The 19,889-nt window shown below is 67.3% G+C and carries 17 protein-coding genes; 7 read left to right on the top strand and 10 right to left on the bottom strand.

The features are described from left to right. Positions 1-152: 152 nt before the first annotated feature. The gene (locus tag ACW5IY_RS21975) at positions 153-1,160 is read right to left on the bottom strand and encodes a zinc-binding alcohol dehydrogenase family protein (RefSeq protein WP_049436092.1); all 1,008 of its coding nucleotides are present in this window, start codon (positions 1,158-1,160) and stop codon (positions 153-155) included. 91 nt (positions 1,161-1,251) lie between these two features. On the opposite strand from ACW5IY_RS21975, the gene ACW5IY_RS21980 reads away from it, so the two are divergent. Genes ACW5IY_RS21980 through ACW5IY_RS21990 form a run of 3 tightly spaced genes read left to right on the top strand, consistent with a single transcriptional unit; the run spans position 1,252 to position 3,299 of the window. Further along, on the top strand, positions 1,252-2,223 hold the full coding sequence (locus ACW5IY_RS21980; RefSeq protein WP_049436095.1) for a LysR family transcriptional regulator: 972 nt from the start codon (positions 1,252-1,254) through the stop codon (positions 2,221-2,223). A 15-nt stretch (positions 2,224-2,238) separates the two neighbouring features. After that, positions 2,239-2,868, top strand: a complete 630-nt coding sequence (leuE, locus tag ACW5IY_RS21985; RefSeq protein WP_005411716.1) for a leucine efflux protein LeuE — start codon at positions 2,239-2,241, stop codon at positions 2,866-2,868. Beyond that, a complete protein-coding gene (locus ACW5IY_RS21990) occupies positions 2,865-3,299 on the top strand; it encodes a hypothetical protein (RefSeq protein WP_049436096.1) in 435 nt (144 codons plus the stop codon). The genes leuE and ACW5IY_RS21990 overlap by 4 nt, the downstream gene beginning before the upstream one ends. 23 nt (positions 3,300-3,322) lie before the next feature. Here the strand turns inward: ACW5IY_RS21990 and ACW5IY_RS21995 are convergent, their stop codons facing one another. Beyond that, positions 3,323-4,225, bottom strand: coding sequence for a LysR family transcriptional regulator (locus tag ACW5IY_RS21995; protein ID WP_049436099.1), 903 nt, complete (start codon positions 4,223-4,225; stop codon positions 3,323-3,325). A gap of 121 nt (positions 4,226-4,346) precedes the next feature. Between ACW5IY_RS21995 and ACW5IY_RS22000 the strand changes: the two genes are divergently transcribed. Further along, positions 4,347-5,342 (top strand): aldo/keto reductase, encoded by a 996-nt coding sequence (locus ACW5IY_RS22000; protein ID WP_049436100.1) that lies wholly within the window; start codon positions 4,347-4,349, stop codon positions 5,340-5,342. Positions 5,343-5,517: 175 nt separating this feature from the next. Beyond that, positions 5,518-6,945 carry an amino acid permease gene (locus tag ACW5IY_RS22005; RefSeq protein WP_049436104.1) on the top strand — a complete coding sequence of 476 codons (1,428 nt, stop codon included), beginning with the start codon at positions 5,518-5,520 and terminating at the stop codon, positions 6,943-6,945. 55 nt (positions 6,946-7,000) lie between these two features. Here the strand turns inward: ACW5IY_RS22005 and ACW5IY_RS22010 are convergent, their stop codons facing one another. Further along, positions 7,001-8,236 carry a dipeptidase gene (locus ACW5IY_RS22010; protein ID WP_049436106.1) on the bottom strand — a complete coding sequence of 412 codons (1,236 nt, stop codon included), beginning with the start codon at positions 8,234-8,236 and terminating at the stop codon, positions 7,001-7,003. Positions 8,237-8,414: 178 nt separating this feature from the next. Next, complete coding sequence (locus ACW5IY_RS22015; protein ID WP_049436108.1) at positions 8,415-9,584, bottom strand: class I SAM-dependent rRNA methyltransferase; 1,170 nt, start codon at positions 9,582-9,584, stop codon at positions 8,415-8,417. 350 nt (positions 9,585-9,934) lie between these two features. On the opposite strand from ACW5IY_RS22015, the gene ACW5IY_RS22020 reads away from it, so the two are divergent. Both ACW5IY_RS22020 and ACW5IY_RS22025 read left to right on the top strand, forming a co-directional pair. Next, positions 9,935-10,897 (top strand): TerC family protein, encoded by a 963-nt coding sequence (locus tag ACW5IY_RS22020; RefSeq protein WP_010487446.1) that lies wholly within the window; start codon positions 9,935-9,937, stop codon positions 10,895-10,897. Between the two features lie 106 nt (positions 10,898-11,003). Beyond that, positions 11,004-11,774 (top strand): rhomboid family intramembrane serine protease, encoded by a 771-nt coding sequence (locus ACW5IY_RS22025; protein WP_457326863.1) that lies wholly within the window; start codon positions 11,004-11,006, stop codon positions 11,772-11,774. Between the two features lie 110 nt (positions 11,775-11,884). Here the strand turns inward: ACW5IY_RS22025 and ACW5IY_RS22030 are convergent, their stop codons facing one another. The 6 genes from ACW5IY_RS22030 to rpmH form a co-directional block, all read right to left on the bottom strand. After that, the gene (locus tag ACW5IY_RS22030; protein WP_049436113.1) at positions 11,885-13,000 is read right to left on the bottom strand and encodes a glycerophosphodiester phosphodiesterase; all 1,116 of its coding nucleotides are present in this window, start codon (positions 12,998-13,000) and stop codon (positions 11,885-11,887) included. A 137-nt stretch (positions 13,001-13,137) separates the two neighbouring features. After that, a complete protein-coding gene (gene mnmE / locus ACW5IY_RS22035; RefSeq protein WP_049436114.1) occupies positions 13,138-14,487 on the bottom strand; it encodes a tRNA uridine-5-carboxymethylaminomethyl(34) synthesis GTPase MnmE in 1,350 nt (449 codons plus the stop codon). Between the two features lie 3 nt (positions 14,488-14,490). Further along, a complete protein-coding gene (locus ACW5IY_RS22040) occupies positions 14,491-17,163 on the bottom strand; it encodes a polysaccharide deacetylase family protein (RefSeq protein ID WP_049436116.1) in 2,673 nt (890 codons plus the stop codon). Positions 17,164-17,278: 115 nt separating this feature from the next. Further along, positions 17,279-18,994 (bottom strand): membrane protein insertase YidC, encoded by a 1,716-nt coding sequence (gene yidC, locus ACW5IY_RS22045; protein WP_043397705.1) that lies wholly within the window; start codon positions 18,992-18,994, stop codon positions 17,279-17,281. Then, positions 18,994-19,488 (bottom strand): ribonuclease P protein component, encoded by a 495-nt coding sequence (gene rnpA / locus ACW5IY_RS22050; RefSeq protein ID WP_021203275.1) that lies wholly within the window; start codon positions 19,486-19,488, stop codon positions 18,994-18,996. The genes yidC and rnpA overlap by 1 nt, the downstream gene beginning before the upstream one ends. A gap of 5 nt (positions 19,489-19,493) precedes the next feature. Next, positions 19,494-19,634: a 50S ribosomal protein L34 gene (gene rpmH / locus ACW5IY_RS22055; protein ID WP_005411729.1), complete on the bottom strand. Its 141-nt coding sequence runs from the start codon at positions 19,632-19,634 to the stop codon at positions 19,494-19,496. Positions 19,635-19,889 lie beyond the last annotated feature (255 nt).

Consider the following 19,889-nt stretch of genomic DNA (forward strand, 5'->3'; position numbering starts at 1 on the left):
CCGTGGTTCCCGCAGCTGTTGGTAGGTGTCGACCTTGGTCGACACGGCTGATCCATGCCATGCGTGGATGAATCTCTGTAGAGCCGGACCCATGCTCGGCTGACGCCCATGCGCGAACGGCAGCCGGGCATGGGCTCGGCTCTACAGGAGCCTTACCAGCCTTGCAGCACGATCTTGCCCTTGGCGCGATGGCTCTCCAGCAGCGCATGGGCACGGCGCAGGTTGGCCGCATCGATGCGCCCGAAGTGCTCGCCCAGCGTGGTCTGCAGCACGCCCGTGTCGATCAGCTCGGCCACCCGGTTCAACAGGTCGTGCTGGCGCTGCATGTCGGCGGTGCGGTACAGCGGCCGGGTGAACATCGATTCCCAGTGCAGTGACAGCGCCTTGCGCTTGAGCGCCATCACATCCACCTGGCCCGGGTCATCGATCAGGCCGAACTGGCCCTGCGGCGCCAGCAGCTCCACGATCTGCGCGTAGTGCTGGTCGGAGTGGGTCAGGCTGGCCACGTGCTGCACCTCGCTGATGCCCAGCCGCGCCAGTCCCTCGGCCAGCGGCAGGCTGTGGTCGATCACGTGGTGTGCGCCCATTGCGTACGTCCAGTCCTGGGTATCCGGACGCGAGGCGGTGCCGATCACGGTCAGCTTGGTCAGCTTCCGCGCCAGCTGCACCAGGATCGAACCGACACCACCGGCAGCGCCGATCACCAGCAGGGTCTGGCCTTCACCACCGCCCTCGGGGATGCGCAGACGGTCGAACAGCAGCTCCCAGGCAGTGATTGCTGTCAGTGGCAACGCGGCGGCGGCCGCATCGTCGAGACTGGCCGGCTTGCGGCCGACGCTGCGCTCGTCCACCAGCTGGTACTCGGCATTGCTGCCCGGGCGGTCGATGACGCCGGCGTAGTAGACCGCGTCGCCGGGCTGGAACAGGGTCACCTCGCTTCCCACCGCATCGACGATGCCGACCGCATCCCAGCCCAGCACGCGCGGGCCGTCGGTGGCCACGCCACGGCGGACCTTGGTGTCGACCGGGTTCACCGCCACCGCGCGCACCGCCACGCGCAGGTCACGCGGGCCGGGCTGTGGCAGCTCCAGTTCGATGTCGATCAGGGCCTGGGCATCATCGATCGGCAGGCCGGCTTGGGTGTAGGCAATGGCGCGCATGGCAGCGGTCCAGTGGGGAAGGAGGCGACAGGTTGCGCCGCGCGCGCTCCCGCAGAAAGGCGCAGAATCGGGCAGCACTTTCACTCTGGCAATGAAGATGATCCGCTTCGACGATCTGCAGCTGTTCGTCCGCACGGCCGCGCTGGGCAGCTTCTCGCAGGCGGCGCGCGAGGCCGATCTGCTGCCGGGGCAGGTCGCCGCGGCGGTGGCGCGGCTGGAACGCGAGCTGGACCTGCGCCTGTTCGTGCGTACCACCCGCAGCCTGCGCCTGACCGGCGAGGGCGCACTGTACCTGCCATATGCGCAGGAGGTGCTGGCCACCCTGCGCGAGGGCCAGGCGCGCGTGCAGGGCGAGGACACCGAGCTGCACGGCACCCTGCAGCTGTCGGCGCCCTCGGACCTCGGCCGCAACCTGCTACTGCCCTGGCTGAGCGCCTTCCGCGCCGCGCACCCGCGGCTGCGCCTGCACCTGCGCTTGTCCGACGAGGTGGCCGATGTGTTCCGCGACCCGGTCGACGTGGCCATCCGCATCGGCCACTTCGACGACGCCAACTACGTCGCCCTGCCCCTGCTGGAAGGCAACCGGCGCGTGCTCGCGGCCTCGCCCGACTATCTGCAGCGGCGCGGTACGCCCACACGCCTGGACGAACTGCGCGAGCACGACTGCCTGGTCTACCAGCTCAGTGGCCGCGCCTACGATCGCTGGTCGTTCGAGGTTGACGGGCGCCGCAGCGTGATTCCGGTGCGCGGTCCGCTGGTCTGCGACGACGCCGACGTGGTGCGGCGCTGGGCCGTCGCCGGCGAAGGCATCACCTACAAGTCCTGGCTGGACCTGCGCGAGGACGTGCTGGCCGGCCGCCTGCAGCTGCTGCTGGACGGTGTTGGCAGCAGCATCCCGCTGCAGCTGGTATGCCCGCACCGCAAGCAGTTCTCGCCAGCGGTACGGCAACTGCATGCGCAGCTGCGCCAGCACCTGCAACCGCTGCTGTCTGGCATGCCTGGTGGGTCCAACGCCCCCCTGTCGCCAATCCCGGCGCTGACCGACAATGGCGGCCCCCCGTAACAAGAGAACGCCGCCATGCCGTGGATGGGCATCCAGGACCTGTGGACGTTTCTGGTCGCTGTGCTGGTATTTCTCGCCCTGCCCGGCCCCGGCACCTTCACCCTGCTGACCGCCACCGGCCGTGGCGGCGTGCGTGGCGGCTATACCGCACTGGCCGGCCTGCTGGTCGGCGATCAGATCCTGATGTGGCTGGCGCTGGCCGGCGTGGCCGCGCTGCTCAAGGCCAACCCGCTGGTGTTCCACGCCGTGCAGTACCTGGGTGCGGCCTACCTGGTGTGGGTAGGCATCAGCCTGCTGCGCACGCCGAAGCACGAGGGCGGTGACGCCGGCCCGATCCGCATGCAGCCGGGCCGCTACTTCCAGCAGGCGATCCTGGTCAGCCTGCTCAACCCGAAGGCGATCCTGTTCTACATGGCCTTCCTGCCGTTGTTCATCGATCCGAAGGCACACCAGGGCATCGCCACCTTCGCGGCACTGGCCGGCATCATCCTGGTGGTCAGCATCGCCTACTGCTCGATGCTGATCGGGGTCGGCAACCTGGCCCGCCGCCGGTTGATCCAGCACCCGCGCATCAGCGATGCGCTGCGCCGGGTGGCCGGCCTGTTCCTGGTGGGGTTCGGCATCCGGTTGGGGTTGAACGGATGATCCGGTGGCTGCTGGTGGTGGGGTTCATCGGTCTGCTGGCCGACACCGCAGCGGCCAGCGCGCAGGACCATCGCTGCCTCACCGGGGGCCGCAACGACGGCATCCACCTGCTGTGGCGCTGGCTGGACGATGGCAGCGCCGACGTGCAGTACGCCGGGCAGCGCGGCCGCCTGCAGGTGCAACAGGTGTCGCAGGAAACGACGGTGCTGGCCGAAGACCGCCCGTACCAGTTCGACAGCGTCTGGGAAGAACGCATCGGTGGCCGCCTCAATGGGCGCTACTACCTGAGCACCCAGGGCGCGCACGTCTACGGTTTCAGCTACGAGCGCGCCCACGACGGGCGACGTACCGAGTTCAACGAGGACGTCGAGGCGTGGCACGAGGATGGCTGCCATTGGCCGGGAGGCGTAGCGGCGCGCGTGGTCGATTGAAGCATGCCAACCAAGGTTGGCATCTACCGGTCGTGCATCTCCGCGCGCAGGTGGTCGATGAACACCCGCAGCTTGGGCGCCATCTGCTCGCGCGCGGGGTAGTACAGGTGGAAGCCGGGGAACGGTGGCTGCCAGTCCTGCAGCACGCTCTGCAGTCGCCCAGCGGCGATGTCGTCGGCCATCAGCGAAGCGAAGCCCTGGGCCATGCCCAGCCCCGCCCGCACGGCGTGATGGGCGACACCGGCATCGTTGAACACGAGCCGCCCGCTTACTTCCACGTCCAGGTCGTGGCCTTCGCGGCTGAACTCCCAGGGCATCAGCCGGCCATTGGCCAGGCGGTGCACGATGCAGGCGTGGCCATGCAGGTCATGCGGGGTCTGCGGCACGCCATGGCGTTCGAAATAGGCCGGCGTGGCCACCACCACCTGCCGCTCGGGTGGCCCGACCGGCACCGCGATCATGCCCTGCGCGAGTGATTCGCCCAGGCGGATGCCGGCGTCGAAGCCCTCGGCCACCAGATCGGTCAGCGCGGGGTCGACGCAGAGTTCCACCTGCACCTGCGGGTAGCGCGCAAGGAAATCGGGCAGCCGCGGCAGGACCATGCGATCGGCGACGATGCGCGGCAGGGTCACCCGCAGCCGCCCGGCAGGCACCGAACGCGCGCTGTCCAGTTCGGCAAAGGCCTGGTCGATCTGGTCCAGGCCGCCGCGCACGCGCTGCAGGAAACGCGCGCCGTGTTCGGTCAGGCTGACCCGCCGTGTGGTCCGCTGCAGCAGGCGCACGCCCATCCGCGCTTCCAGCGCGCGCACGCTCTGCGACAGCGCCGAAGTCGACACGCCCAAGGCATCGGCGGCGCGGGTAAAGCTGGCGTGCTCGGCCACGTGGACGAAGGCGACCACAGCGTTGAGGGGGACGGAGGCATCCATTGTGAAGCCAGCCTTCAAGGTAAGTCCGGTGGCACGCAGTTTATCCACATGATGGCGTGGAGGATGCTGTGCCCCGCGCCACTGCCCATCCAGGCGTGGCGCCTTCCCCAAGGAGATCCGCATGAAGACCCGTACTCTCGGCCCCGCCGGCCCTACCGTGTCCGCCCTCGGCCTGGGCTGCATGGGCATGAGCGCCTACTACGGCGGCCGTGGCAGTGACGATGACGGCATCGCCGTCATCCGGCACGCGCTGGACCGTGGCGTGACCCTGCTCGACACCGCCGATGTATATGGCCCGCACACCAACGAAGTGCTGGTCGGCCGCGCGATCGCCGGCCGCCGCAACCAGGTGTTCCTGGCCAGCAAGTTCGGCATCGGCCTGGACCCTTCCGACCCGCAGGCGCGGCAGGTCAACGGCCACCCGGACTATGTGCAGGCCGCCTGCGAGGCCAGCCTGCGCCGCCTGGGCGTGGACCACATCGACCTGTATTACCAGCACCGCGTCGACCCGACCGTGCCGATCGAGGACACCGTGGGTGCGATGGCGCGCCTGGTGGAACAGGGCAAGGTGCGCTGGCTGGGCCTTTCCGAGGCCTCGGCGGCCACCCTCCGCCGGGCGCATGCGGTGCATCCGATCACCGCCGTGCAGAGCGAGTACTCGCTGTGGTCGCGCGAGCCGGAACAGAACGGGGTGCTGGCCACCACGGCGGAACTGGGCATCGGCTTCGTGCCGTATTCGCCGCTGGGCCGTGGCTTCCTGACCGGCGCCATCCGCAGCCCGGACGACTTCGACGCCGACGATTACCGGCGCACCTCGCCCCGCTTCGAAGGCGAAAACTTCCAGCGCAACCTGGCACTGGTGGACACCGTGCAGGCGCTGGCCGCCGAGCGCGGCATCGCCGCCTCGCAGCTGGCGCTGGCCTGGGTGCTGTCGCGCGACGAGCACATCGTGCCGATCCCGGGCACGACGCGGCGGGCACGACTGGACGAGAACCTCGGTGCGCTGCAGGTGGAGCTGGATGCGGCCACGCTGGACGCACTGGATGCGGCCTTCCCGCTGCATGCCGCTGCCGGTGACCGGTATTCGGCCAGTGGCATGGCCAACATCCAGTCGTAGCAGCAGCCGGGACCAATGCACACCGGTGGCTGTCGCCGGATTGTGCCGATTCCGGCAGCCTGGCCGGGGCGCAGCGCGCGCCCCGCCATGCATGACCCCCGTCAGTGGTAATGCTGCGCTGCGTTCGGTCACACTCGGGAACTTGTCGTTCTTAGTCACCCCTTCCGAGGCCTGCATGTCCCTGTTCCGGCGCAAGTCCCTAGATTCCGTCACCGTCCACGAAGCCGGCAGGCGCCTGATCCCGACGCTCAGCTGGCCGCACCTGATCGCGCTGGGCATCGGCGCCATCGTCGGTACTGGCATCTACACGCTGATCGGCGTGGGTGCCAACCTGGCCGGCCCGGCCGTGCTGATCTCCTTCGCCATCGCCGGTGCGGTCTGCGCCTGTGCGGCGCTGTCCTACGCCGAGCTGTCGACGATGATGCCGGCCGCCGGCAGTGCCTACACCTACAGCTACAGCGCACTGGGCGAGGTGTTTGCCTGGGTGGTGGGCTGGAGCCTGATCCTGGAGTACTCGCTGGTGGTGAGTACGGTGGCGGTGGGCTGGTCCGGCTACTTCGTCGGCTTCCTCGAATGGGTCCACACCCAGTTCGGCTGGAATGTGCACCTGCCGGCCTGGCTGGCGGCCGGCCCGCACGTGGAAGGCGGCATGATCAACCTGCCGGCGATCATCATCACCTGGCTGGTAGCCGGCATGCTGATGGCCGGCACCAAGGAAAGCGCCACCCTCAACGCCATCCTGGTGGTGTTCAAGCTGATCGCGCTGGCCATCTTCGTGGCCGTGGCGCTGCCCGCGTTCGACAGCGCCAACCTGCAGCCGTTCATGCCGTACGGCTTCGCCAAGTCGATCGGCCCTGACGGCGTCGAACACGGCGTGATGGCGGCAGCAGCGATCATCTTCTTTGCCTTCTACGGCTTCGACGCGATCTCCACCGCCGCCGAGGAAACCAAGAACCCGGGCCGCGACCTGTCGATCGGCATCATCGGTTCGATGATCGGCTGCACCATCGTCTATGTGCTGGTGGCGCTGGCCGCGGTCGGTGCGATGAGCTACGCCGTGTTTGGCCACAGCGCCGAGCCGCTGGCGCTGATCATGCGCCAGCTGGGCCATCCGACCGCAGCGATGGTGATCGGCGTGATCGCGATCATCGCGCTGCCGACCGTGCTGCTGGCCTTCCTGTACGGCCAGAGCCGCATCTTCTTCGTGATGAGCCGCGATGGCCTGCTGCCGCGTGGCCTGTCCAAGGTCAACGCACGCACCGGCACGCCGGTGGCGACCACGCTGTTCACCGCGGTCGTGGTGTCGGCGCTGGCCGGCGTTGCGCGCCTGGACGAGATCGCTGCACTGGCCAATGCCGGTACCCTGGCCGCCTTCACCGCCGTGGGCATCTGTCTGGTGGTGCTGCGCCTGCGTGAGCCCAACCGCGAACGCACCTTCCGCACCCCGCTGGCCTTCGTGGTCGGCCCGCTGGCCGCGCTGGGCTGCATCTACCTGTTCCTCAGCCTGCCGCACAGCACCCAGCTGTATTTCCTGCTGTGGAACGTGGCCGGCCTGGTGCTGTACTTCCTGTACAGCCGTCGCCATGCGTTGATCGCGAAATAAGGGCGCCGCCGGGCATGGCCCGGCGCCCCTCTGTAGAGTCGAGCGCGGCTCGACTCTACTTGCTCCCGGCGTACTCCTGCGCCTGGCGCATCACCCGCAGCAGGTTGCCGCCCCAGATGCCGGCAATCTGCTTCTCGGTATAGCCCTTGCGCAGCAGCCACGCGGTGATCTTCGGCAGCTGGCTGACATCGGGCAGGTCGCTCAGGCCACCGCCGCCATCCCAGTCCAGGCCGATGCCCACATGTTCCGGGCCGACCACCTTGAGGATGTGCTCGAAGTGGGCGAAGAAATCGTCCAGGCTGGCATGGCGTACCGGATGCTCGTGGTCCAGCGCCTGCTCGGCCTTCAGCAGGGCAACGCCCTGTTCGATGCCCATGCCTTCCCAACCGCCCAGCTGCTTGCTGAGCGCTTCCTCTGCCTGTTTGCGCTCGGGCGTCTTTGCGGTGTCGATCAGGTAACCGCCATAGGCGTTCACCTGGATCACGCCGCCGGCCTTGGCCAGCTTGCGCAGGCGCGCATCGTCGAGGTTGCGCGGGTGGTCGTAGACCGCCTTGGCCGAGCTGTGCGAGAGCACGAACGGCACCGGCATCATTGCCAGCAGGTCATCGAACACCGCGTCCGACGCATGTGACTGGTCGATCACGATGCCCAGCTTCACCGCCTGCCGCACCAGGTCCTTGCCGGCCGGGCTCAGGCCTTTCCACTCCGCACCCTTGGGGTCGGTGGCCGAATCGGCGAACTCGTTGTTGGCGAAGTGCACGGTGCTGAGCAGGCGCAGGCCGGCACAGTGATAGAACGAGAGCAGGCTGGGATCGGCCACCAGCGGGCTGGCGTTTTCCATGCTGATGTAGACCACGCGCTTGCCAGCAGCCTTGATCGGCGCCGCGTCATCGGCGGTCAATGCCAGCGCGAAACGCTCGGGATTGGCGGCCAGCATTTCGCGGATCTCCACCAGCCTCTGCAGGCCATGGTCACGCTCGGCCAGATGTGCAGCGGCGCTGCGGTCGCCCTGGTCGGTGTAGATCGCCCAGAAGCCACCGTCCAGCGCGCCTTCGACCATGCGCGGATAGTCCACCTGCGACAGCGCGTTGCGGTCGTGGCGCTGTTCGATGTCGAAGCCGCTGCGACCGAAGTTGGCCGGCGTATCCAGGTGGCTGTCGAGCGTGACCAGGCGTTGCTGCAGGGACTTGGCCCGCGCCAGCTCCTGCGCGCTGAACTCGATGGCGTGGGCGGACAGCGGCGCACACAGCGCCAGGGCAAGCACGACGGACAGGTGGCGCAACGATGGCATGGGCTCTCACCGGCATTGGGAAGAGCCCGACCATAGCGCTGCGGCCGGCCTTTTTGTAGAGCCGAGCCGCGCCCCCTCATCAATGGGGCGCCATTCTCACGAACGCATCGCAATGCGCGGAAAGCTGGCCGCCGGGCAGTGGACATGATTCATGCCCGGCGAACGCAGAAGCCGACCGTCAATCCACCACGCGGCAGAACACGGCCTTCAGGTAACGCGATTCCTGCACGTGGGCCATGAACGGATGGTCCGGACCCGCACCAGCAACCTTCAGGATCTGGATCGTGCGACCGGAGAAATAGGCCGCGCGGCGCAGCATGTCGAGGAACTGGTCCTCGGCCACCAGGCCCGTGCAGGAGAACGTGGCGAACAAGCCGCCCGGCTTGACCACGCCCAGCGCCAGCTTGTTCATGTCCAGGTACTTCTTCAGCGCGGTGATGACCTGGTCGCGGTCGCGGGTCATCTTCGCCGGGTCCAGGATCACCACGTCGTACTGCTCGCCGCGGTTGGCGGCATCGCGCAGCCACGGGAAGATGTCGGACTGGACGAACTTCGGACGCACGTTGTTCAGGCGCGAATTGCCCTTGGCGATCTGGATGACGTCTTCATCGATGTCGATACCGACCACGTCCGAAGCACCACGCGCCGCCGCATACACGGCGAAACCGCCAGTGTTGCAGCACAGGTCCAGCACGCTCTTGCCTTCCACCTGCTGGCTCAGCCACTCGCGGTTCTCGCGCTGGTCGGCGAAGAAGCCGGTCTTGTGCGCACCGGCCGGGTCGGCGCGGAACTTGATGCCGTACTCGGTGATCACCGACGCTTCGGTGGTGGTGTTGCCGTGGAAGTCGAAACTTTCCTGCTTCTGCACGTGCTCGTCGGCGAAGCTGTGGAAGCGGCAACCCGGGAACTGCTCGCGCAGGGCGTCGTAGATCCACTCGCGGTGGCGGAACATGCCGGCGGCGAAGAACTCGACCACCACCAGGTCGCCGTAGCGGTCGACCACCAGGCCGGACAGGCCGTCGCCTTCGCTGTGCACCACGCGCCAGGCGTCGGAGACCGCATCGAGCTTCAGCACCTCACGGCGCAGCGACACCGCCTGGGCGATCTTGCGCGAGAACCAGCCGGCATCGACCGGCACGTTCTGATCGGTTTCGAGGATGCGCACGGCGATGCGCGAATGCCCGTTGTAGAACCCGCGGCCAATGAACTCACCATCGATGCCGACCACGTCGACGATGGAACCGGGCTTGGGCCGGACGGTCGGCTTCTCGACAAGTTTCTGGAAGATCCACGGGTGGCTGGAACGCCACGCATTCTTGAGGCGGACAATCGGAAGGGGGGTATTCATCCACCTATTGTAAACCGGGCGCCGGGGTCGGATCCCCGCAGGGGCTCTGACCCCAGTGTGGCGACGACGCGGGGTCGAAGCCCCTTTGGGGATCCGACTCCGCCCGCGCCCCATTTGACGGCGGCCCGCCCAGACGGCAGAATCGGCGCCAGAAGGGGAGTAGCTCCCAGACGTTGTCGCCGTCATTTCGAGCCCGCAGGCTCCGGTGCAACGGCAGTTCCAGCCGACTGGGACTGCGAGCGAGACCTTCGCCGTACTGGCGAAGCTCTGTCCCTGGATCCCCCTCCCGATCCTCCGTTGCAGATCCTCGCCGTCCGGCCTGGCATTCATCTTTCCAACGGACATTCCCAATGCAGACGATCGGTAACGTGTGGTTGTGGGGCGGCTTCGCAGCGGTGGTGGTCATCGCCCTGCTGGTCGACCTCGTGTTGATGCGCCATGGTGGACCGCACAAGGTCACCTTCAAGGAGGCCCTGTGGTGGTCCATCGGCTGGGTCGCGCTGGCCCTGCTGTTCAATGCGGGCCTCTGGTACTACCTGAATGAGACTGCAGGCCAGGTGGTGGCCAACAAGGTCGGCCTCGAATTCCTGACCGGTTACCTGGTCGAGAAGGCGCTGGCAGTCGACAACATCTTTGTCTTCCTGATGATCATGAGCTACTTCGCAGTGCCGGAAGAACAGCGCCAGAAGGTGCTGATCATCGGCATCCTGGGCGCGATCGTGCTGCGTACGATCATGATCTTCGCCGGTAGTGTGCTGATCAGCCAGTTCCATTGGCTGCTCTACGTGTTCGGTGCCTTCCTGCTGTTCACCGGCTGGAAGATGTGGTTCGCCGCCGGCCAGGAGCCGGACCTGGAGACCAACCCGGCCCTGCGCTGGATGCGCAAGCACCTGCGCCTGCTGCCGGACTACGCTGGCAACGCGCTGAGCGTGAAGCGTGATGGCGTGCGCTGGTTCACCCCGCTGTTCGCGGTGCTGATCCTGATCGCGGTCACCGACGTGATCTTCGCGGTGGACAGCATCCCGGCGATCTTCGCGATCACCACCGACCCGTTCATCGTGCTCACCTCCAACGTGTTCGCGGTGCTGGGCCTGCGTGCGATGTTCTTCCTGCTGGCCGGCATGGCCGACCGCTTCCACCTGCTGCCGTATGGCCTGGCGCTGGTGCTGGGCTTCATCGGCATCAAGATGATGATCATCGACCTGTTCAAGATCCCGACCCCGGTGTCGCTGGGCGTGGTCGCGGTGATCATCGCCGCCACCGTGGTGCTGAGCCTGAAGTACCCGCCGAAGGAAGGCGAAGGCCAGGCCTGAGCCTGAGCCGCTGGATGACGCGGCCGGTGGGATTGTCCCGCCGGCCGTTTCCACTCTCCCGCCGCGGTGGCCTTGGTTTCGCGCCAACCACCGCCATTGCTGAGGTATGAACAACAACGCGCCCCTGCCCGCTGGCGACGTGCCGGCCCCCCGCAATGACCGCTCGCGCATCCTGCGGGCGTTCTATGTCAGCCTGGCCGCCGTGCTGGTGCTGGTGGCCGTGTTCGCCCTGCAGGGCACGTTCGACTGGCGACCGTGGGCGGTCGCACCGCTGGAAGCCAAGGGCCTGCTTGGCCTGATCGGCGGCCCGATGCTGCATGCCTCGGTCGAGCACATCGTCGCCAACAGCATTGCGATCCTGATCCTCGGCACGCTGGCCGGCAGCGTCTACCCGAAAGCCACCGTTCGCGCGCTGCCCCTGCTGTGGCTGGGCTCGGGCATCGGCGCGTGGATGCTTGGCAATCCGGGCAGCGTGCACCTGGGCGCCAGTGGCGTGACCCATGGCCTGATGTTCCTGCTGGCCAGCCTGGGCCTGCTGCGCCGCGATCGCGCGGCGATCGCCACTGGCCTGATCGGCATGCTGTTCTACGGCGGCATGCTGATGACCATCCTGCCACACGCCGACGGCGTGTCCTGGCAGTCGCACATGGGCGGCGCCTTCGCCGGCATCATCGCCGCGCTGCTGTTCCGCAACGCCGACCCGCTGCCGCCGCGCCCGCGCTACAGCTGGGAAGACGAGGAAGAAGACTTCGAACCGCTGCCCGACGACGAGCTGGAGCCGCCGTCACCGCAACGCGTGCCGGTGCTGTGGCAGCCGCGCGAAGGACAGGATTACGTGGTGATTCCGTTCCGCCGCCCGGACGAGCCGCGCGGTTGAGGTGACGGTAGTGCCGGCCGCTGGCCGGCAACCTCAGGACCCGGTAGTGGCCGACCTTGGTCGGCGCTCCTGCCGTGTGCCAACCAAGGTTGGCACCTACCACGGGCGCATCAGTCCGCCGCATTCCCCGCCGCGCCCATTCCATCCACCGCCTGCCGGCCGAGCGCCGGGTCATCGGTGAAGAACGCATCGATGCCGGTGGCCAGGTAGGCACGCATTTCGGCGATCGATCCCTCTGCATTGCGCGCGTCGTCGGCGCCCTTGCGCAGGTTGCTGGCCTGGAAATGGTTCTCCGGGCGGAACGTGTACGGAATCACCATCAGGCCCACCGCATGCGCATCGCGCACCAGCGTGGTCGGCGTGCCCAGTGCGCCCTTGTCATCCAGCGGAATGATCGAGCGCAGCTCCGGGCCGATGCTGTCGGCGTAGCTGGCGATGTCCTTCAGCCCGGCCGGCGTCATCATCTGTGCGTAGGTCAGCGTGCCACCGGCCTTGGCGATGTCGGCCGGCTGGGTATCTCCCTTCCACAGCAGCTGCAGCAGGCGGATGTTGCTGCCGCGCGGGATCTTGCCGCGCAGGTAGCGCAGGTTGGCGGTCTCGAACGACTGGATGGTGACCGGGCCGACGTTGGTATAGGCGTTGCCGCGCAGTGCGGCCAGCAGCTTGTCTTCCATCGGCAGGCCGATCGACTGGAAGTAGGTCGGGTGCTTGATCTCCGGTACCAGGCCGATGCCACGGTTGGCGCGGCCGGCCTGCTGCACCAGGAAGGCCAGGATCTCGTCCAGGCTGGCGATGCGGAACTGGCCGTCGTAGGCGGTGCTGCGCAGCTCCGGCAGGCGCTCGCGTGCGTACAGGGTCTTCAGCTCGGCCAGGGTGAAGTCTTCGGTGAACCAGCCGTCGACCTTCTGCCCGTCGATGACCTTGCTGGTGCGGCGGCTGGCGAACTCCGGATGCGAGGCGACGTCGGTGGTGCCACCGATCTCGTTCTCGTGGCGGGCCACCATCACCCCGTCCTTCGTCATCACCAGGTCCGGTTCGATGTAGTCGGCGCCATCGGCGATCGCCTGGGCGTAGGCCGCCAGGGTGTGCTCCGGCAACAGCGCGCTTGCGCCGCGATGGCCGTAGACCGACACCTTGTGCGCGGCCGGGGTGGAGGATTCAGCACTCATGGCCACCGATGGTGCCACGGCCAGCGACAACAGCAACGCACAACCCCACGACTTCACTGCGACTTCCCCAAGCGGTATGTGATGGGCGTCAGTATGCGGCGGCAATGTGACAGGTGGGGGAAGCCGGTCCCTGTAGAGCCGAGCCCATGCTCGGCTGTTCTACCCGCCAGCCGAGCATGGGCTCGGCTCTACAGTTACTTGCCGATGCAGAAACTGGAGAAGATCCTTCCCAGCAGATCATCAGCGCTCATCTGCCCGGTGATCTCGCCCAGTGCATCATGCGCCAGCCGCAGTTCCTCGGCGGCCAGTTCCAGGTGCTCATGCGCCAGCTCGCCATCGGCGCGCTGCGCGTGTTCCTGCGCGCGCTCAATCGCATCCACGTGGCGGGTGCGCGCGGAGAACTCGCCATCCACCTGCTCCCCTGCCCCGGCCGATGCGATCGAACGCAGGCGCGCGTGCAGATCCTCCAGGCCGGCACCGGTCGCAGCGGAGACGAACACGCGGTCCGGATCGTCCAGTGCCGGCAACGCCTCCAGCAGGTCCGACTTGTTGTGGATGTAGACCCTGTGCGGCACCGCCGCCACGGCCCCGCCCAGCGCGGCTTCACCCGCAGCGGGATCGCGCGCATCCAGCACGATCAGGGCCAGGTCGGTGCGCTCGATCTCCACATGGGCGCGGCGCATGCCTTCGCGTTCGATGGCGTCGCCGCCGTCGCGCAGGCCGGCGGTGTCGACCAGAGTCAGCTCCAGCCCATCCAGGCGGATGGTCTCGCGCAACGTGTCGCGGGTGGTGCCGGCGATGTCGGTAACGATGGCGCGTTCGCTGCCGGCCAGTGCGTTCAGTAGTGAGCTCTTGCCGGCATTCGGCGGACCGATCAGCACCGCATGCAGGCCATCGCGCAGGCGGCGGCCACGTTCGGCGTCGCGGCGCAGAATGGCCAGATCGCTGCGTGCCTGTTCCAGGCCACGCCGCACCTGCGCACCACCGAGGGTATCCAGCGGTTCGTCGGCGAAGTCGATGGCCGCTTCCACATGGATGCGCAGCAGCACCAGCTGTTCGACCACTGCGTCGATGCGGCGCGAGAACACGCCATCCAGCGAGCGGCGTGCAGCGCGCGCGGCGCGATTGTCGCCGGCCGCGATCAGGTCGGCGATGGCTTCGGCCTGGGCCAGGTCGAGCTTGCCGTTGAGGAACGCGCGTTCGCTGAACTCGCCCGGCCGCGCCTGGCGCGCACCGAGCGCAATGCAGCGCGCGACCAGTTGTTGCAGCAGCACCGGGCTGCCATGGCCCTGCAGTTCCACCACTTCCTCGCCGGTGAAGCTGTTCGGCGCCGGGAACCACAGCACGATGCCATCGTCGATCACCTCGCCGTCGGCATCGCGCAGGCGTGCGTAGTGCGCATGGCGCGGGCGCAGCGTCGGCGCACCCAGCGCGTTGGCGATGGCCGCAGCGCGCGGCCCCGACAGGCGCAGCAGGCCGACGCCGCCTGCACCGGGTGCGCTGGCGATGGCTACGATGGTGTCAGTGCGAAAGGTATCGTCCATCGCTCAGAGCTTCTCCAGCTGCGTGCGTGCCTGCGCGGCACCACTGCCCTGCGGCTGCAGCGCCAGGTAGGTCGTGTAGGCCTGCTTCGCCTTGGCCTTGTCGCCGGCGTTGAAGTAGGCATCGCCCAGGTTGAGATAGGCCACCGCACGCGACGGGTCGATCTTCAGCGTGTTCTCCAGCCAGCGTGCGGCTTCGGCGTAGCGCTGCTGACGGTAGTAGACGAAGCCGAGGTTGTTGGCGGCCTGGGCGAAGTCCGGACGCAGCTTCAGTGCTTCGGTGAACTGCGCCACCGCCTCGTCGTACTGCTTTTCGCGGTACAGCTGCAGGCCACGGTCGTTGGCCTGCTGCGCGCGCTGGCGGTCCGAGGCCGGGCCGGCAGTGGGTACCACCAGCTTGGCCTTGCCGCCCTGCAGGTCGGCCACGGTCACCGGTGCCTGCGCGCCCTTGGCATCCTGCGCGGCGTCGACCTTGTTGTTCAGTGCGATGGCATCCGGGGTCAGCTGGCGCGTATCGGCGTTGAGGAATTCCTGGCTGTCCGGCACCTGGAACACGAACTCGCCGCCCTGCGAACCGGGCAGGCTGCCGAAGGCCGGGGTCTGGTGCGAAACGGCCGAGACGGCCGGCGCCACGTAGGCGGCCAGTTCGGTACCGGTGATCAGGCCGTCGCCATTGAGGTCGCCCTTGCCGGCCAGTGCCTGCAGCAGCACCCAGGTGAACACCGAGTGGCCGTTCGGGCCGGCATCGGCCACCTGCTGGTCGGCACCGCCGGCGGTCAGCATCTGCCGCGCGCTGCGACGCGCGTTCTCGCGCAGGAACGACGACGACGACGGGCCGCCACGGGTCAGGCCCAGGCCGCTGTAGCAGGCATCCATCACGAACATCACGTGCTTGGCCTGCATGCTCTCGGCGATGTTCTGGATGTCGGTCATCGCGATCGCGTCGGTGGCGAATTCCTTCGGGTCCGAATCAACCGGGATGATGTAGCCGAGGTCACGCCCGGAGGCGAGCTGGCGGGTGGCGCCATGGCCGGCGAAGAACACGAACACACGGTCGTTTTTTCCGGTGCGGTCGTCGGCCAGGCGGTCGTGGAAGGCGGCCAGGATGTTGTTGCGGGTGGCCTGCTCGTTCTTCAGCACGATCACCTGCGAGGACGGGAAGCCGAACTGCCCGGTCAAGGTATCGGCCACCGCCTGCGCGTCGTGGCTGGCGTATTCCAGCTTCGGCCACTTGGCGTAGTTGTCGATGCCGACCACGATCGCCCACGACTTCTCGTAGCCGGTGGTGACGGTGGCTGCGCTGGTGTCACCCTTGCGCGCACGGGCCACGGTGAAATCGCGGCCGTTCCAGCCAGCGAACTGGTAACCATCGGCGATCAGCCGGTCGAGGATCTGCGGCAGCGCCTTCACCGCACGGTCGTGGATATCATGGAACAGGATGATGCCGCGCTGTTCCTTGTTCACCTGGTCGAGCACGCGCTGCACGATCGATTCCGGCACCGGGTCGGCCCAGTCCATCGAATCGATGTTCCACATGATCGACTTCAGGCCGGCTTCGTTGAGCAGCTGCAGGCCTTCGGCGTTGCGGGCGCCATAGGGGAAGCGGAACAGCGGCGCGCGCTTGCTGTCGACATCCTTCAGCAGCGTGTCGGTGTCGAGCACCTGCTGGCGCAGCGCATCACCGGTGGTGCGCGAGAGTTGGGCGTGGGTCAGGCTGTGGTTGCCCACCGCATAGCCCTCTTCCATCAGGTTGCGGCTGATCTTGGCCATCGGGCCGAGGCTGACCTTGCCATCAGCCTCGACCTTGCCGAGGTTGCGGCCCACTTCAAAGAACACGCCCGGCACGTCGTAGCGCTTGAGGATGGCCACCACTTCATCGGTATAGGCCTTGTGCGGGCCATCGTCGAAGGTCAGCACCACGGTCTTGGCCGGCAGGTCGCGGCCGAAGATCTCGCGATCGCTGTCCTTCATCGACATCGGGTACGGCTCGATCACGCCGTAGTCGCGCAGGATCGCTTCGCGGCTGTAGTCCTTGTGCAGGTGGGCGATGTAGTCCTCCCACTTCTCGCGCTTCAGCTCGATGGCGCGGGTGCGCTCGAAGCGGCTGAAGATGCGGGTCAGTTCCTGGTTGTAGTTGCGCTCGATCTCATCAAGCGCTTCCAGGTCCTCGCCGATGCGCTGGTGCAGCTTCACCGCCGGCAGCGACGAGTCAGTGCCAACGCGCTCATGCAGGTCACGCAGCACTTCGCGGAAGGCCAGGCGGTCGGCGTCGAACAGTTCCGGCGCCGACTCGATGTAGTCCAGCACGGTACCGAGGGTGGCGAAGCGCTGGGCGCTGGAACCGCGCAGCAGCGTATCGAACTGCGCGGCGATGGCCGTGCGCTGTTCCAGCCCATCGTGGAACAGCTGCTGGCCCACGCGCGTGGAGGTACCGCGGTCGGCGGCCGACTGCTGGTCCTCGTCGGCCAGCAGCACGATGATCCGGCGGTAGCCGTCGAGCTGCTTCTGCAGCGCGGCCAGCAACGGCGCCGCGGCGGGATCGGCGGCGGCCGCGGCCTGCGCGCTGGGCTGGGTGACGGTGGTCGCCGGCGCCTTCGCATCCTTGTCGCCGCAGCCGGCAACGACCAGGGTCAACAACAGCGAGGGCAGGAACAGGCGGAACGACGACGCACGCGGCATGGCGGACTCAATGGATGCAGGATCGGTGTGCCGGCGATTCTAACGCCGGATGCGAAAAGCCCGCCTTGCGGCGGGCTTCTGCTGGGGTCAGCCGGCCAGCGGCCGGCTCTACCGATTACTTCTTTTTGACCGGAGCCGGCGCGGTGGTGGCCGGGACCGGCTCGCCGCCATGGCGCTTGGTCATCCACCACTGCTGCAGCAGGCCCAGGCCGCCGTTGACCACCCAGTACAGGACCAGGCCGGACGGCATGAAGGCCATCATGACGCCGAACACCAGCGGCATGAACTGCATCATCTTCTGCTGCATCGGGTCCATGCCCGGTGCCGGGGTCAGCTTCTGGGTGAACCACATCACTGCCACGTTGATCACCGGCAGGATGAAGTACGGGTCGCGTGCGGTCAGGTCCTGGATCCAGCCGAACCAGGGCGCCTGGCGCAGTTCGACCGATTCCACCAGCACCCAGTACAGGGCGAAGAAGATCGGCATCTGGATGAGGATCGGCAGGCAGCCGCCCATCGGATTGATCTTTTCCTTCTTGTACAGCTCCATCATCGCGGTCTGGAACTTCTGGCGGTCATCGCCATAGCGTTCCTTCAGCTGCGCGATGCGCGGCTGGAAGCGACGCATCTTGGCACCGCTCTTGTACTGGGTCGCCGACAGCGGGTACAGCACCAGCTTCAGCAGCACCACCAGGCCGACGATCGCCCAGCCCCAGTTGCCAACCAGCTTGTGCACCTGGTTCAGCACCCAGAACAGGCCCTGGCCGATCACCGCCATCATCGAGAAGCGGCTGTAGTCGACCACGCGGTCCAGGCCCGGCACGTCTTCCTTGGCGATCAGGTTGACCAGCTTCGGGCCGACCCACAGGCGGGCTTCGGTGCTGGTGGACTGGCCCGGGGCCACGGTGAAGGCCGGGCCGCGCGCTTCGATCAGGTCACGACCGGCCACCTGCGACAGCACGTAGTGTGCGGTCTGGTCCTTCTGCGGGATCCAGGCAGTGAAGAAGTGGTGCTGCAGCATCGCCAGCCAGCCACCGGTGATGTTCTGGTTCAGCGTGCCGTCTTCCAGGTAGTCCTTGAACGCACGACGCTGGTACTTCTTGTCGTTGTCGTACCAGGTGGCGCCGTTGAAGCTGAAGGAATCCGGATTGGTCATGCTCCGCGACAGGATGGTCGGGGTGCGGTCCAGGGTGCGGTAGACGTAGCCGTTCCAGGGAGCGGCACCAGTGTTGCTGACTTCGTCCTTGAAGCGCACGGCGTACTCGTTGCGCGAGACGGTCAGGGTGCGCTTGATGGTCACGCCGTTGTCGGCAGTCCACACGAACGGGATCTGCAGCTCGTTCTGGCCCTTGGCCAGCACGAAGTCCTTGGTGTCACCCACCAGCTTGAAGCCGTCAGCGCCGGGGACCGGGGTGTTCTTGTCTTCGCTGGCCCAGCCACTGATCGCGCTGTAGGGATGCGCGGGGTCTTCGGTCAGCAGGCGGACCGGCGGGCTGCCTTCGTCCTTGGTCTGCGGGAACTGCAGCAGCTCGGCGTCGAGCACGCGGCCGCCATCGAGCACCAGGCGCAGGACGTCGGTGGTGACGGTCACGCGCTGGCTGGCCGGGGTGGCGCTGGCCTGCGCCTGCACGGCGGCCTGGCCGGGCGCACCCGGAACCTGGGCGCTGGGGATGGCGCCCGGGGTTGCGCCCGGAACGCTCTGTGCAGCGGCCGGGGCCGACGTGGTCGTCGGTGCCGGGGTCGGAGCAGCCTTTTCACGGCTCCACTCCATCCACAGCAGCACGGCCACCATCAGCCAGGCAAAAATGAGGAATACGCGGGTCTGGTTCATCAGCGGACAGGCTCGGCGGGGCCGGGACGCGATGCCGGCTCGGTCAAAGAAGGAGTTGCGATGCCATCAGGCGGCGGCATTGTGCCGTCCACGCCCGGCGTGGGCAATGCACGCAGGCGACGCAGCAGGCGCAGGAAGGCCTGGCGGATCTCGTCGTTGCTGGCGGAACGCGCAGCACTTCGAGCCACGACGACAAAGTCGCCTGGCTGGATGTCGGTACGTGTCTGACGCAGGATGTCGCGCAGGACGCGCTTGATCCGGTTACGCCCAACGGCGTTCGGATCAACCTTGCGGGAAACCGCCAGACCCAGCCTGGCCGGCCGGTCAGCCGGCAGCCAGTGCAGGGTCATCAGCGGATCGGACACACGGCGGGCGCCGTTGAAGACCGTTGAATATTCGGCACGCGTGCGAACCCGCGCAGAGCGAGGGAATCGCTTGCGCGGGTCTGCAGTATTCACTGTCGAAGGGATTGCGTCTGCCGCGATGTGCGGCATGGCAATCAGGCGCTCAGGACTTTGCGGCCCTTGGCGCGGCGACGCGACAGGATCTTGCGGCCGTCAGCGGTCTTCATACGGGCACGGAAGCCGTGGTCGCGCTTACGCTTGAGGTTGCTGGGCTGGTAGGTGCGCTTCGTGGCCATTGGGGGCCTCTCGTATGAATGGGACGGAAAGAACCGGAAATTCTAGAGAGGTACCCCGCCCCAAGTCAACCCCTGGCAGCTACGCGAATTCACTGGGCTGTGCAATAGCTGTGGATGTTTTTGTGAATAAGTAGGGGACAAGCATTCCGAAGGCGGGCGCTCGGTGGTAGTCTGAGCCATCCATTTCCCCCCTTTCCGGCCTGTGTTTGGGCGCCTTGTCGCGTCCATGCCCCGGCCACCGGACGATTATTGCTG

The sequence above is a fragment of the Stenotrophomonas sp. C-A genome, assembly GCF_054030835.1.

Coding starts and splice junctions, on each gene's coding strand:
- ACW5IY_RS21990 (WP_049436096.1), top strand. CDS start 2,865: ATGATCCGGTGGCTGCTGGTGGTGGGGTTCATCGGTCTGCTGGCCGAC.
- ACW5IY_RS21980 (WP_049436095.1), top strand. CDS start 1,252: ATGAAGATGATCCGCTTCGACGATCTGCAGCTGTTCGTCCGCACGGCC.
- ACW5IY_RS22010 (WP_049436106.1), bottom strand. CDS start 8,236: ATGCCATCGTTGCGCCACCTGTCCGTCGTGCTTGCCCTGGCGCTGTGT.
- yidC (WP_043397705.1), bottom strand. CDS start 18,994: ATGAACCAGACCCGCGTATTCCTCATTTTTGCCTGGCTGATGGTGGCC.
- ACW5IY_RS22015 (WP_049436108.1), bottom strand. CDS start 9,584: ATGAATACCCCCCTTCCGATTGTCCGCCTCAAGAATGCGTGGCGTTCC.
- ACW5IY_RS22000 (WP_049436100.1), top strand. CDS start 4,347: ATGAAGACCCGTACTCTCGGCCCCGCCGGCCCTACCGTGTCCGCCCTC.
- rpmH (WP_005411729.1), bottom strand. CDS start 19,634: ATGGCCACGAAGCGCACCTACCAGCCCAGCAACCTCAAGCGTAAGCGC.
- ACW5IY_RS22040 (WP_049436116.1), bottom strand. CDS start 17,163: ATGCCGCGTGCGTCGTCGTTCCGCCTGTTCCTGCCCTCGCTGTTGTTG.
- ACW5IY_RS22025 (WP_457326863.1), top strand. CDS start 11,004: ATGAACAACAACGCGCCCCTGCCCGCTGGCGACGTGCCGGCCCCCCGC.
- leuE (WP_005411716.1), top strand. CDS start 2,239: ATGCCGTGGATGGGCATCCAGGACCTGTGGACGTTTCTGGTCGCTGTG.
- ACW5IY_RS21975 (WP_049436092.1), bottom strand. CDS start 1,160: ATGCGCGCCATTGCCTACACCCAAGCCGGCCTGCCGATCGATGATGCC.
- rnpA (WP_021203275.1), bottom strand. CDS start 19,488: ATGCCGCACATCGCGGCAGACGCAATCCCTTCGACAGTGAATACTGCA.
- mnmE (WP_049436114.1), bottom strand. CDS start 14,487: ATGGACGATACCTTTCGCACTGACACCATCGTAGCCATCGCCAGCGCA.
- ACW5IY_RS22020 (WP_010487446.1), top strand. CDS start 9,935: ATGCAGACGATCGGTAACGTGTGGTTGTGGGGCGGCTTCGCAGCGGTG.
- ACW5IY_RS22005 (WP_049436104.1), top strand. CDS start 5,518: ATGTCCCTGTTCCGGCGCAAGTCCCTAGATTCCGTCACCGTCCACGAA.
- ACW5IY_RS21995 (WP_049436099.1), bottom strand. CDS start 4,225: ATGGATGCCTCCGTCCCCCTCAACGCTGTGGTCGCCTTCGTCCACGTG.